The sequence below is a fragment of the Burkholderia sp. Ac-20344 genome, assembly GCF_017104975.1.
Taxonomy (GTDB): Bacteria; Pseudomonadota; Gammaproteobacteria; order Burkholderiales; family Burkholderiaceae; genus Burkholderia.
This window is the reverse complement of sequence record NZ_JAAGPP010000208.1, coordinates 1-12,095: the sequence shown is the minus strand read 5'-3', so window position 1 is coordinate 12,095 and position 12,095 is coordinate 1. Positions and strand designations below refer to the sequence as shown.

General features: G+C 68.6%; 12 protein-coding genes and 2 pseudogenes. 13 read left to right on the top strand and 1 reads right to left on the bottom strand.

The features are described from left to right. The 9 genes and pseudogenes from G3N64_RS35780 to G3N64_RS35740 all read left to right on the top strand — a co-directional run. Positions 1-276: pseudogene (locus G3N64_RS35780) on the top strand (methyl-accepting chemotaxis protein); the annotation flags it as partial. A gap of 3 nt (positions 277-279) precedes the next feature. After that, a complete protein-coding gene (locus G3N64_RS35775; protein ID WP_205788362.1) occupies positions 280-1,263 on the top strand; it encodes a CheR family methyltransferase in 984 nt (327 codons plus the stop codon). Further along, complete coding sequence (gene cheD, locus G3N64_RS35770; protein ID WP_175958270.1) at positions 1,260-1,985, top strand: chemoreceptor glutamine deamidase CheD; 726 nt, start codon at positions 1,260-1,262, stop codon at positions 1,983-1,985. The genes G3N64_RS35775 and cheD overlap by 4 nt, the downstream gene beginning before the upstream one ends. After that, positions 1,982-3,073: a chemotaxis response regulator protein-glutamate methylesterase gene (locus G3N64_RS35765; protein WP_205788361.1), complete on the top strand. Its 1,092-nt coding sequence runs from the start codon at positions 1,982-1,984 to the stop codon at positions 3,071-3,073. The genes cheD and G3N64_RS35765 overlap by 4 nt, the downstream gene beginning before the upstream one ends. Positions 3,074-3,140: 67 nt before the next feature. Continuing rightward, positions 3,141-3,536 carry a chemotaxis response regulator CheY gene (gene cheY, locus G3N64_RS35760; RefSeq protein WP_039346818.1) on the top strand — a complete coding sequence of 132 codons (396 nt, stop codon included), beginning with the start codon at positions 3,141-3,143 and terminating at the stop codon, positions 3,534-3,536. Position 3,537: 1 nt separating this feature from the next. After that, positions 3,538-4,269: a protein phosphatase CheZ gene (cheZ, locus tag G3N64_RS35755; RefSeq protein ID WP_205788360.1), complete on the top strand. Its 732-nt coding sequence runs from the start codon at positions 3,538-3,540 to the stop codon at positions 4,267-4,269. A gap of 265 nt (positions 4,270-4,534) precedes the next feature. Then, positions 4,535-5,038: a DUF2844 domain-containing protein gene (locus G3N64_RS35750; protein ID WP_205788359.1), complete on the top strand. Its 504-nt coding sequence runs from the start codon at positions 4,535-4,537 to the stop codon at positions 5,036-5,038. A 16-nt stretch (positions 5,039-5,054) separates the two neighbouring features. Then, entirely contained in the window at positions 5,055-6,296 is a 1,242-nt protein-coding gene (locus G3N64_RS35745) for a DUF3443 family protein (RefSeq protein WP_205788358.1), read from the top strand. Positions 6,297-6,466: 170 nt separating this feature from the next. After that, positions 6,467-6,964 (top strand): VOC family protein, encoded by a 498-nt coding sequence (locus tag G3N64_RS35740; protein WP_205788357.1) that lies wholly within the window; start codon positions 6,467-6,469, stop codon positions 6,962-6,964. 77 nt (positions 6,965-7,041) lie between these two features. Here G3N64_RS35740 and G3N64_RS35735 read toward each other — a convergent pair whose 3' ends face one another. Continuing rightward, positions 7,042-7,446: a hypothetical protein gene (locus tag G3N64_RS35735; protein ID WP_205788356.1), complete on the bottom strand. Its 405-nt coding sequence runs from the start codon at positions 7,444-7,446 to the stop codon at positions 7,042-7,044. Positions 7,447-7,822: 376 nt separating this feature from the next. Here G3N64_RS35735 and G3N64_RS35730 point away from each other — a divergent pair, with 376 nt between their 5' ends. The 4 genes and pseudogenes from G3N64_RS35730 to flhF form a co-directional block, all read left to right on the top strand. Continuing rightward, positions 7,823-8,203 (top strand): DUF805 domain-containing protein, encoded by a 381-nt coding sequence (locus tag G3N64_RS35730; RefSeq protein ID WP_205788355.1) that lies wholly within the window; start codon positions 7,823-7,825, stop codon positions 8,201-8,203. A 338-nt stretch (positions 8,204-8,541) separates the two neighbouring features. Continuing rightward, positions 8,542-9,738, top strand: a complete 1,197-nt coding sequence (gene flhB, locus G3N64_RS35725) for a flagellar biosynthesis protein FlhB (RefSeq protein ID WP_205788354.1) — start codon at positions 8,542-8,544, stop codon at positions 9,736-9,738. Continuing rightward, entirely contained in the window at positions 9,735-11,834 is a 2,100-nt protein-coding gene (gene flhA, locus G3N64_RS35720) for a flagellar biosynthesis protein FlhA (protein ID WP_205788353.1), read from the top strand. The genes flhB and flhA overlap by 4 nt, the downstream gene beginning before the upstream one ends. Further along, a pseudogene (gene flhF, locus G3N64_RS35715) lies at positions 11,831-12,095 on the top strand (flagellar biosynthesis protein FlhF); the annotation flags it as partial. The gene flhA and the pseudogene flhF, both read left to right, overlap by 4 nt.

Sequence of the window (12,095 nt, the reverse complement as noted above, 5' to 3'; positions counted from 1 at the left end):
CCGCAGGCCGCCGCACAACCGGCACGGCGCGCCGCCGCAGCGCCGGGCGCGGGCCATGAACCGAAGCGTGCGGCCGATGCCGGCGCGCACGCGCAGAAGGATGCACCGGCTTCCCGCGGCACGGCCGCGGGCGGCTACGGGCCGCGTCTCGCGAAAACCGCCGCACCGGCCGACAAGCCGGCCGCGAAGCCTGCACTCGTGCGCCCGGCGCTGAACGGCGAGAAGCCGGCGGCGGCCACGGCCGGCACGTCCGACGACGATTGGGAGACCTTCTAAACCATGCCGCACGCGCGCGCGCCGTTTCGACCCGATGCACCGGATGCCTCGCCTCGCGCGGGCGAGCCGGGGCGCGACTTCGCGTTCACGAGCGCGGATTTCGCACGCATTCGCGCGCTGATCCATCAACGCGCGGGGATCTCGCTGTCCGAGCACAAGCGCGACATGGCCTACAGCCGTCTCGCGCGCCGCTTGCGGGCACGCGGCCTCGACACGTTCCGCGACTACCTCGACCTGCTCGAGCAGGAAGACGAGCCGCTCGAGTGGGAAGCGTTCACCAACGCGCTGACGACGAACCTGACCGCGTTCTTCCGCGAGGCGCACCACTTCCCGATCCTGTCGGATTTCGTGAAGGGGCGGCCGGCGCCGGTATCGGTCTGGTGCTCGGCGGCGTCGACCGGCGAGGAGCCTTACTCGATCGCGATCACGCTGATCGAGGCGCTCGGCGAATCGGCCGCGCGCGGCGCGTCGATCCTCGCGACCGACCTCGACACGCAGGTGCTCGCGAAGGCGGAGGCCGGCATCTACACGTATGACCAGGTCAAGCACCTCGCGCCGGAGCGGCTGAAGCGCTTCTTCCTGAAGGGCACGGGCGCGCAGGCCGGCCGCGTGAAGGTGCGCCCCGAGCTGCGCGCGATGATCCGCTTCGAGCAGCTGAACCTGACCGATGCGGATTACGGGATCGCGAAGCCGTTCGACGCGATCTTCTGCCGCAACGTGATGATCTATTTCGACAAGCCGACGCAGGGGCAGGTGCTGTCGCGCTTCGAGCCGCTCGTGAAGCCGGGCGGGCTGCTGTTCGCCGGCCATTCGGAAAACTTCACGTATGTCACGCAGGCGTTCCGGCTGCGCGGGCAGACGGTGTACGAGCTGACCCGCGACGCCGCGCAGGGCGCGCGGCCGCGTGGCGCGCAGGCGCCCGCGATGCCGTCTTCCGTGCGCGTGCATGCCGCGGGCGCCGCATCCGCTCCTGGAGACCGCGGATGAGCGCCCTGCCGATCGCAACCAATCGCTACTTCGACAACCACTTCGGCCGTCCCGGCGTGAAGCTGTTGCCGAACGAGTTCTACACGACGTCCGAGGACATGGTGCTGATGACCGTGCTCGGCTCGTGCGTCGCTGCGTGCCTGCACGACCCGTACGCGGGCATCGGCGGGATGAACCACTTCATGCTGCCGGACGACGGCGCCGATCCGGGCGCGGCTGCGTCGGAATCGATGCGCTACGGCGCGTATGCGATGGAAGTGCTGATCAACGAGATGATCAAGGCCGGCGGGCGCCGCGAACGCTTCGAGGCGAAGGTGTTCGGGGGCGCGGCCGTGCTGGCCGGGATGACGACGATCAACATCGGCGACCGCAACGCGGATTTCGTGCGCCGCTACCTCGCGCTCGAACGCATCCGCATCACGGCGGAAGACCTGCAGGGCGTGCACCCGCGCAAGGTGGCGTTCATGGCGAACAGCGGGCGCGCGATGGTGAAGAAGTTGCGGCTGCAGGTGCCGGGCGTCACCGAGCGCGAAGCCGCGCTCGCCCGCGAGGCCGATCGCGCCCGCGCCGCACGGCCGCGTCCGCAGGTCGAGTTGTTCGCGGCGAAGCGTCCGGCTCCGCCGCAGCCGGCGCGGCCGCGCATCGAACTGTTCGGCGCGCGCAGCGCGGCGCCGGCCGGCGGCGTACGGGCGGCGAACCTATCAAGAAAGCAGGAGGCATGACCGCAGTGCAGAAGATCAAAGTATTGTGCGTCGACGATTCGGCGCTGATCCGCAGCCTGATGACCGAGATCATCAACAGCCAGCCCGACATGACGGTGTGCGCGACCGCGCCCGATCCGCTCGTCGCGCGCGAGCTCATCAAGCAGCACAACCCCGACGTGCTCACGCTCGACGTCGAAATGCCGCGCATGGACGGGCTCGACTTCCTCGAGAAGCTGATGCGCCTGCGGCCGATGCCGGTCGTGATGGTGTCGTCGCTGACCGAGCGCGGCTCGGAGATCACGCTGCGCGCGCTCGAACTCGGCGCGGTCGATTTCGTCACGAAGCCGCGCGTCGGGATTCGCGACGGGATGCTCGACTACGCGGAAAAGCTCGCCGACAAGATCCGCGCGGCGTGGCGTGCGCGCGGGCGCCAGGCGCCGCAGCCGCAGGCCGCCGCGCGCGCGGCGGACAGCCACCCGGCCGCGCCGATGATCAACAACCCGCTCGTCAGTACTGAGAAGCTGATCATCATCGGCGCGTCGACGGGCGGCACCGAGGCGATCCGCGAAGTGCTGACGCCGCTGCCGCCGGATGCGCCGGCCGTGCTGATCGCGCAGCACATGCCGCCGGGCTTCACGAAGTCGTTCGCGCAGCGGCTGAACGGCCTGTGCCGGATCGCGGTGAAGGAAGCGGAGCACGGCGAGCGCGTGCTGCCGGGCCACGCGTATATCGCGCCGGGCCACGCGCACCTGTTGCTTGCGAGAAGCGGGGCGAACTATATTGCGCAACTGTCGGACGAGCCGCCGGTGAACCGGCACCGCCCGTCGGTCGACGTGCTGTTCCGCTCGGCGGCGACGCACGCGGGCAAGAACGCGATCGGGGTGATCCTGACCGGGATGGGCCGCGACGGCGCGGCCGGCCTGCTGGAAATGAAACGCGCGGGCGCTCACACGTTCGCGCAGGACGAAGCAAGCTGCATCGTGTTCGGAATGCCGCGCGAGGCGATCGCGCTCGGCGGCGCGGACGAGATCGTGCCGCTGGCCGAGATGAGCCGCCGCGTGATGGCGCGCCTCGCGACGATGGGCGACCGCGTGCAGCGCGTTTGAATGGAATGTCACGGGGCGCGTGCCACGATACGCGTCCCGACGGAAACGAATCTGGAAAGGAACGACGATGGACAAGAGCATGAAAATCCTGGTGGTGGACGATTTCCCGACGATGCGCCGGATCGTCCGCAACCTGCTCAAGGAACTGGGCTACTCGAATGTCGACGAGGCCGAGGACGGCGCGGCCGGCCTGGCGCGGCTGCGCGGCGGCGGTTTCGACTTCGTGATCTCGGACTGGAACATGCCGAACCTCGACGGCCTCGCGATGCTGAAGGAAATCCGCGCGGACGCGACGCTCACGCACCTGCCGGTGCTGATGGTCACGGCCGAGTCGAAGAAGGAGAACATCATCGCGGCGGCGCAGGCCGGCGCGAGCGGCTACGTCGTGAAACCGTTCACGGCCGCGACGCTCGACGAGAAGCTGAACAAGATCATCGACAAGATGGCGAAGACCGGGAGCTGACGTGAACGAGCCGATCCATGCCGCGCTGACGGGCGCCGGGTTCAGCGCCGACGGCCACGCCGAAGGCGCCGATTACGCGAGCGACCGTATCCTCGCACGCATCGGCCATGTCACACGCACGCTGCGCGATTCGATGCGCGAGCTCGGGCTCGACAAGCACGTCGAGCGGGCGGCGGAAGCCGTGCCCGATGCGCGCGACCGGCTGCGCTACGTCGCGACGATGACCGAGCAGGCCGCCGTGCGCGTGCTGAACGCGATCGAGGTCGCGAAGCCGATGCAGGAGCGCATCCAGAACGAGGCCGAGGCGCTCGACGCGCGCTGGGCGCAGTGGTATGCGACGCCGATCGAGCACGCGGAAGTGCGCGAGCTGATGGACGATACGCGCGCGTTCCTGCGCACGCTGCCCGAGTCGGCTTCGGCGACCAGCGCGCAGCTGCTCGAGATCATGCTCGCGCAGGATTTCCAGGACCTGACCGGGCAGGTGATCAAGAAGATCATGGACATGGTCTACCTGATCGAGCAGCAGCTCCTCACGGTGCTCGTCGAGAACATCGCGCCCGAGCGGCGCGAGCAGTTCGCGGCCACCGCGGCCGCGCTCGCGGCCGAGCAGATCAGCCCGACCGGCAGCCCCGAGTCGCTGCTGAACGGCCCGCAGATCGCGCCGGAAGGCAAGTCCGACGTGGTCCAGGACCAGGGGCAGGTGGACGACCTGCTCGCCAGCCTGGGCTTCTGACCCAGCCGCATGCATCGGCGCGCCGAGTTTCGCGAGGGCGCCCGATGCACGCGTCGTCCTGCCTTCGTACCGTTTCCCCCCACCCGCCGCACACGTACGGCCCACGGCGATCCTGCGTCAAATTGACACTTCGACACACTCAGCAGGCATACTACGCGTCAGCAGCAACGTAGCGTCATTCGTACGATTTCATATGTTGGCAGGTGGCGCGGGCCGATGGATGGCCGCACCGCCCGGCAACGAAGCCAGTCCCTTGGGGGGGAACGTGAAGCTGAAACGCTTGGGCTGGGCTGTCGCGCACGCGACGGCTGCAATGGGTGTGCTGTGGAGCGTCCACGCACACGCGGAACTGGGCGGCGCACCGATGTCGCCGCCGGCGGACGATCAGGCCGCAACCGTGCGCGCGTTGCAGCGCGCGATGCGTTCGGCAGATGGCGTGCAGACGAGCACGGCTGCCTATACCGTCCGCGAGATCACACTCGGATCGGGCACCGTCATCCACGAATACACGTCGGCCGCGGGCAGCGTGTTCGGCCTCGCGTGGCAAGGGCCGACGATGCCCGATCTCGCGTCGCTGCTCGGCAGCTATTTCCCGCAATACACCGCTGGCGTCCAGGCGGCGCACAAGGCGCGCGGCTGGCGCGCGCCCGTCTCCGTCGACACCAACGGCCTCGTGATCCGGACAGGCGGCCACATGGGCGCCTTCTCGGGCCAGGCATGGCTGCCGGCGGCGCTGCCCGCCGGCCTGGCCGGCACCGACATCCAGTGACAGCGGGAGAGCGATCTTGAGAATTCCTCGTACATTCAAGCGCTGGCTCGGCGTGCTGGGCCTCGCGGCGGCGACGGCCGTACTCGTGACGGCATGCGGCGGCGGCGACGGTGGCGGCGGCGGCAGCTCGGGCAACAACGGCAACGGCGGTTCGGGCGGCTCGGACGGCAATACCGGGAACAAGGCCGTCATCACGGTCGGCTCCGGCGTCGCGAACGTGATCAACATCCCGACCGTCAGCCTGAAGATCTGCGCGCCGGGCACGTCGAACTGCCAGGTGGTCAACAACGTGCTCGTCGATACGGCGTCCTACGGGCTGCGGCTCGTCGGCAGCGCGGTGTCGGGCGTGCTCGGCAGCCTCCCGCAGGTGACGAGCGGCGGCGCGCCGGTCGCCGAGTGCGGCAAGTTCGTGTCGAGCTATACGTGGGGTTCGGTGCGCACGGTCGACCTGTCGATCGGCTCCGAGCAGGCGAGTTCGCTGCCCGTGCAGATCATCGGCGACCTCGGCACGACGAACGTGCCGAGCTCGTGCACGAACGGCGGCGCGTCGGCCAACTCGGCGAGCGCGCTCGGCGCGAACGGGATCCTCGGCATCGGGCCGGCGCCGGTCGATTGCGGCACGACCTGCGCGACGTCGACGTCGACGAACAACAACTACTACGCATGCCCGAACGGCGACAACGCGAACTGCGCAGTTGCGCTCGTGCCGGTGGCACAGCAGGTGGCCAACCCGGTGCATCGTTTCGCCGACAGCAGCGGCGTGAGCGTGACGATGCCGGGCATTTCGAACAACGGGCAGGCCGGCGCAACCGGGACGCTGACGTTCGGCCTGCCCGACATGACCGGGAAGACCGTGATGACGTCGACCACGACGGGCGACGTCAGCGCGACGTTCCAGGGGCGCAACGTGATGGCGTTCTTCGATACGGGCTCGAACGCGTATTTCTTCAACGATTCGACGACCACGTCGACGACCTGCTCGAAGAACACGCAGTTCTACTGCCCGGCTTCGTCGCCGGCCAGCTACTCGGCGACGCTGACCGGCCAGAACGGCGTGGCCGCCACCGTGTCGATGTCCGTCGCGAATGCGGATGCGCTGTTCGCGAACCCGTCGACGTTCGCGTTCAACGACATCGCGGGTCCGTTCGGTTCGTCCAGCTGGCTCGACCTCGGCATGCCGCACTTCTACAACCGGACGATCTACTTCGGGATGGACAAGACCGCGAGCGGCGGCGCGCAGCCTTTCGTCGCATTCTGACGCGGCACGGCCGTATGCTGGAGAGAGAGGGGGGCGAGCGATCGCCCCCTTTTTTATTCGACGGCCGCGCGTGGCATGACGGGGCGGACCGGCGCGCCGCCGCGCGCGGACCCAGCGCCTACGATGTAATACCGGCATTCGTGCCGGCACGAGATCGAGGAGACAGTGCCATGAGCCCGCGTATCCAACGCATCACGCCGTTCCTGTGGTTCGACCGCGACGCCGAGGCGGCCGCCGGTTTCTACGTGTCGGTGTTCGACAATGCGCGCATCGTGCACGTCGCGCGCTACGGCAAGGCCGGCGCGCACGCATCCGGCAGCGCGGAGGGTGCGGTGATGACCGTCGCGTTCGAGCTCGACGGGCAGGCGTTCGTCGCGCTGAACGGCGGCCCGGTGTTCCAGATCACGCCGGCCGTGTCGTTCGTCGTCAATTGCCGCGACCGGGACGAAATCGACCGCTACTGGGCGCGCCTGTCCGAAGGCGGCGACGAGCGCGCGCAGCAGTGCGGCTGGCTGCGCGACCGCTTCGGCGTGTCGTGGCAGGTCGTGCCGGTGCAGTTGCCGGAACTGATGGCGGGCGACCCGGGGCGCGCGGAGCGCGTGATGGCGCAGGTGATGACGATGAAGAAGCTCGACCTCGGCGCGCTGCAGCGGGCGGCGGCGGGCTAGGGGCGGGCCGGTCAGCACGTTGCCGGCGTGGACCGGCACCAGGGGCCGCGAAAGCCGGTGAGCGGCCGGAACGGGCGCTAGGCCGGTGGCCGGCCGTCGCGCATCAGGCGCGTATGGTCGAGGAAGCGGTGGCCGGGCCCGTACGCGGTGCTTTCGATCCGTGCGGCGTCGGCCGGCGCGACCGGGCGCCCGGCGCCATCGACCGACACCGATTCGATCTCGACGACCGGCACGCACCCGGCCGCGCGGGCGCGTTCCGCCGCTTCACCGCGCGCGTCGACACAGCGGAAAATGAAGCTCGCGGGGAAATCCTGCGCGTGCAGGGTTTGCGTCGACCCGTTCCACGCATGGCGCAGGGCGATCGTGCCGGGGTGCGGCGCGTCAGGCGCCTGCGCACCGGGTGGTAGGGCCGGCGTGCCCGCGCAGCCGGCGGCCAGTGCGCAGGCGAGCGACAGCGACGGGACGAGCGGATGACGGAGCATGGCGCGGTTCGACCGGAATCGGGAATGGCGAAGGGTAGCGCGCTTTGCACGCCTGCGTAATGCCGTTCGGTTAATCGAATGCGACACACTCGCGCCGATTATCGATCGCACCCGATTTCATTCGGTTGTAATCCAATTCTGGATTATCCGAGGCTGTAGTTTCTGTCAGGTCTTCAAGATTATTAAAATGACGCGACATGCAGGCCTGCGGCGCGGAACTCCGCTGCTGCAGTCGTTCCCGCGCCGTGTTGGCGGGCGATACGGCCAGATTCGAGCACGCCCCGGCATGTGAAAATAGATGGAGCCCTTCGAAATTCAAACATATAATGCCGGCGTTGTTTCCGGGGTCGTCAATATAAAACAGGAGGGTAATAAGATGAATTTTTCAGAAGCCGTTCGTTCCGCACTCAATAAATACGCGACATTCGAAGGCCGTGCGCGCCGTGCCGAATACTGGTATTTCGCGCTGCTGAGCTGCGTTCTGTCGCTCGCCGCGCAGGTCATCGGCGCGGCCGGCCGCAACGCGGGCCTGATCACGCTGCTGCTGCTCGTCGTGATCGGCCTGGTTTCGCTGGCGCTGATCATTCCGGGCATCGCGGTCAGCGTGCGCCGGCTGCACGATACGGGCCGCTCGGGCTGGTTCCTGCTGCTCGCGCTGATTCCGATCGTCGGCAGCATCCTGCTGCTCGTGTGGATGTGCTCGCGCGGCACCGAAGGCCCGAACCGCTTCGGCGCGGATCCGATCCCGGCGGCCTGACCGGCACCCGCCCCGACGCGCGAAGCCGCCGCGTCGGGGCCTGATTTCGCGCTGCACCCGCGGCGCCGTTTCACCGCTTCACCGTTTCCGCGCTTTTTCGTCGCTTCACGCCGTCGCCGCTCCGTCCGGAGTCGACACCCGCCATCGCACCGCCCGCCCGTTTTTGCGCCGCGCCGCACACCGTTCCGTCCCCCGTCCGGCCGCGTTCGCACCGGGTCGCCCGATTCCCCGAAATACCCCCCTTTCCCGGCTTTGCTCGACCGATCGGCGTTTGACGCCTCCATGAATAATCGGTGTCACTGGAAAGCGGCATTCCGCCGTACCCGACTGGAGGCCCCGTGGCAGACGAGAGCGATCTCGACAAGACCGAAGCCGCCACTCCCAGGCGCCGCGAGAAGGCGCGCGAGGAGGGGCAGGTCGCGCGTTCGCGCGAACTGGCTTCGTTCGCGCTGCTCGCGGCCGGGTTCTACGGTGCCTGGCTGCTCGCGGGCCCGTCGGGCGGACATCTGCAGGCGATGCTGCGCGGCGCGTTCACGTTCGATCGCGCGACCGCGTTCGACACGAACCGGATGCTGTCGGCGGCCGGCAGCGCGAGCCTCGAAGGCTTCGCCGCGCTGCTGCCGATCCTCGCGCTCACCGGCGTCGCCGCGCTGCTTGCACCGATGGCGCTCGGCGGCTGGCTGATCTCGCAGAAGACGTTCGAGCTGAAGTTCGACCGCCTGAACCCGATCTCGGGCCTCGGCCGGATCTTCTCGATCCAGGGGCCGATCCAGCTTGGGATGTCGCTCGCGAAGACGCTGGTCGTCGGCGGGATCGGCGGCATCGCGATCTGGCGCAGCAAGGACGAGCTGCTCGCCCTCGCGACGCAGCCGCTCGGCGTGGCGCTGCCCGATGCGCTGCACCTGGTCGCCGTGTGCTGCGGCACGACGGTCGCCGGGATGCTGGTGGTCGCCGCGCTCGATGTGCCTTACCAAATCTGGCAGTACAACAAGAAGTTGCGCATGACGAAGGAAGAAGTGAAGCGCGAGCATCGCGAGAACGAAGGCGATCCGCACGTGAAGGGGCGGATCCGCCAGCAGCAGCGCGCGATCGCGCGCCGCCGGATGATGGCGGCCGTGCCGAAGGCCGACGTGGTCGTGACGAACCCGACGCACTTCGCCGTCGCGCTGCAATACACGGACGGCGAGATGCGCGCGCCGAAGGTCGTCGCGAAGGGCGTGAACCTCGTCGCCGCGCGCATCCGCGAACTCGCGGCCGAACACAACGTGCCGCTGCTCGAAGCGCCGCCGCTCGCGCGTGCGCTGTATCACAACGTCGAACTCGAACGCGAGATTCCCGGCTCGCTGTACTCGGCCGTCGCCGAAGTGCTCGCGTGGGTCTACCAGCTCAAGCGTTTCCGTTCGGAAGGCGGTGCGTTCCCGGCGGTGCCGGTCGACCTGGATGTGCCGGCCGACCTCGACAAGGGCGCGTCGGTGTCCGCCGACGACGAGCGCGAAGAGCAGGAAGACACCCTCGGTAAGGCAGGTGCAGCATGAGCACCCCGACCGGCCTGTTCGCGAAGCGCCCGAACCTGCTCGCGGGCACCAACCTGCGCGCGCTCGCGGGCCCGATCCTCATCTGCATGATTCTGGGGATGATGATCCTGCCGCTGCCGCCGATGCTGCTGGATCTGCTGTTCACGTTCAACATCGCGCTGTCCGTGATGGTGCTGCTCGTCAGCATGTACACGATGAAGCCGCTCGACTTCGCGGCGTTCCCGAGCGTGCTGCTGTTCTCGACGCTCCTGCGCCTGTCGCTGAACGTCGCATCGACGCGCGTCGTGCTGCTCGAAGGCCACACCGGGCCGGACGCGGCCGGCCAGGTGATCGAGGCGTTCGGCCACTTCCTCGTCGGCGGCAACTTCGCGGTCGGCATCGTCGTGTTCGTGATCCTGATGATCATCAACTTCATGGTGATCACGAAGGGCGCGGGGCGGATCGCCGAAGTGTCCGCGCGCTTCACGCTCGACGCGATGCCCGGCAAGCAGATGGCGATCGACGCCGACCTGAACGCGGGCCTCATCAACGAGGAGCAGGCCCGCAAGCGCCGCTTGGCCGTGTCGCAGGAAGCCGAGTTCTACGGGTCGATGGACGGCGCGTCGAAGTTCGTGCGCGGCGACGCGATCGCCGGCCTGATCATCATGGCGATCAACGTGATCGGCGGGCTGATCGTCGGGATGGTCCAGCACGACATGACGTTCGCCGCGGCGGGCACGAACTACACGCTGCTGACGATCGGCGACGGCCTCGTCGCGCAGATCCCGTCGCTCGTGATCTCGACCGCGGCCGGCGTGATCGTGTCGCGCGTCGCGACCGACGAGGACATCGGCACGCAGATCACCGGCCAGCTGTTCACGAACCCGCGCGTGCTGAACATCACCGGCGCGATCATCGTGCTGATGGGGCTGATCCCGGGGATGCCGCACTTCGCGTTCCTGGCACTCGGCGGCGGCGCGATCTGGCTGGCCCGCACGCAGACCAAGCGCGCGGCGGCCCGCAAGGCGGCCGGCGACCTGACCGACATCGCACCGCCCGCCGTGCTGCCGTCGGACAGCCACGAGGCGACCTGGGACGACGTGCAACTGATCGACCCGCTCGGCCTCGAAGTCGGCTACCGGCTGATCCCGCTCGTCGACAAGAACAGCGACGGCGAACTGCTCAAGCGCATCAAGAGCATCCGCAAGAAATTCGCGCAGGAAATCGGCTTCCTGCCGCCCGTGATCCATATCCGCGACAACCTCGAACTGCGGCCGAACGCGTACCGGATCGCGCTGAAGGGCGTCGAGATCGGCGTCGGCGAAGTGTTCCCGGGCCAGTGGCTCGCGATCAACCCCGGCCAGGTGACGGCCGCGCTGCCGGGCGCCGTCACGCAGGATCCCGCGTTCGGGCTGCCGGCCGTGTGGATCGACGTCGCGATGCGCGAACAGGCGCAGGTGTACGGCTACACGGTGGTCGACGCGAGCACGGTCGTCGCGACGCACCTGAACCATCTGGTCGTCCAGCACGCGGCCGAGCTGCTCGGCCGCCAGGAAGTGCAGGCGCTCGTCGAGCGCACCGGCAAGGACGCGCCGTCGCTCGTCGAGGACCTCGTGCCGAAGACGATCTCGCTGACGACGCTGCAGAAAGTGCTGCAGAACCTGCTCGAGGAAGGCGTGCCGATCCGCGACATGCGCACGATCCTCGAGGCCGTGTCCGAACACGCGGGCCGCGGCGACGCGTTCGAGATCACGGCCGCGGTGCGGCTCGCGCTCGGCCGCGCGATCACGCAGCAGTGGTATCCGGGCGCGGGCGAAATGCAGGTGATGGGCCTCGACGCGAATCTGGAGCGCGTGCTGTCGCAGGCGCTCGCCACCGGCGCGAACCCGGGCCTCGAACCCGGCCTCGCGCACAACCTTCTGACCGGCACGCAGCAGGCGATGCTGCGTCAACAGAATCTCGGGCTGCCGCCCGTGCTGCTCGTGCAGCATGCGCTGCGCGCGATGCTCGCGCGTTTCCTGCGCCGCAGCCTGCCGCAATTGAAAGTGCTGTCGTACGCCGAAGTGCCGGACACACGCACGATCAAAGTCGTTAACGTCATCGGGGGTTCCGCTTGAACATTCGCAAATTCACCGGCGCAACGAGCCGCGACGCACTTCGTCTCGTGCGCGAGGCGCTCGGCGCCGACGCGGTCGTGCTGTCGAACCGTACGCTCGATGACGGCAGCGTGGAAATCGTCGCACTCGCCGATTCGGACCTGGCCGCCGTGACGCCGCCGGCTGCGGCGCGCCCGCGCATCGCATCGCCGCGCGCGCCGGAATCCGTGCCGGCCGCCGCGGTGCCGGGCATCGTGTCGCGTCCGGGCGCGGCAATGGCCC

Coding starts and splice junctions, on each gene's coding strand:
- G3N64_RS35730 (WP_205788355.1), top strand. CDS start 7,823: ATGAATTTTTCAGAAGCCGTTCGTTCCGCACTCAATAAATACGCGACA.
- G3N64_RS35735 (WP_205788356.1), bottom strand. CDS start 7,446: ATGCTCCGTCATCCGCTCGTCCCGTCGCTGTCGCTCGCCTGCGCACTG.
- cheY (WP_039346818.1), top strand. CDS start 3,141: ATGGACAAGAGCATGAAAATCCTGGTGGTGGACGATTTCCCGACGATG.
- cheD (WP_175958270.1), top strand. CDS start 1,260: ATGAGCGCCCTGCCGATCGCAACCAATCGCTACTTCGACAACCACTTC.
- G3N64_RS35775 (WP_205788362.1), top strand. CDS start 280: ATGCCGCACGCGCGCGCGCCGTTTCGACCCGATGCACCGGATGCCTCG.
- G3N64_RS35765 (WP_205788361.1), top strand. CDS start 1,982: ATGACCGCAGTGCAGAAGATCAAAGTATTGTGCGTCGACGATTCGGCG.
- G3N64_RS35740 (WP_205788357.1), top strand. CDS start 6,467: ATGAGCCCGCGTATCCAACGCATCACGCCGTTCCTGTGGTTCGACCGC.
- flhA (WP_205788353.1), top strand. CDS start 9,735: ATGAGCACCCCGACCGGCCTGTTCGCGAAGCGCCCGAACCTGCTCGCG.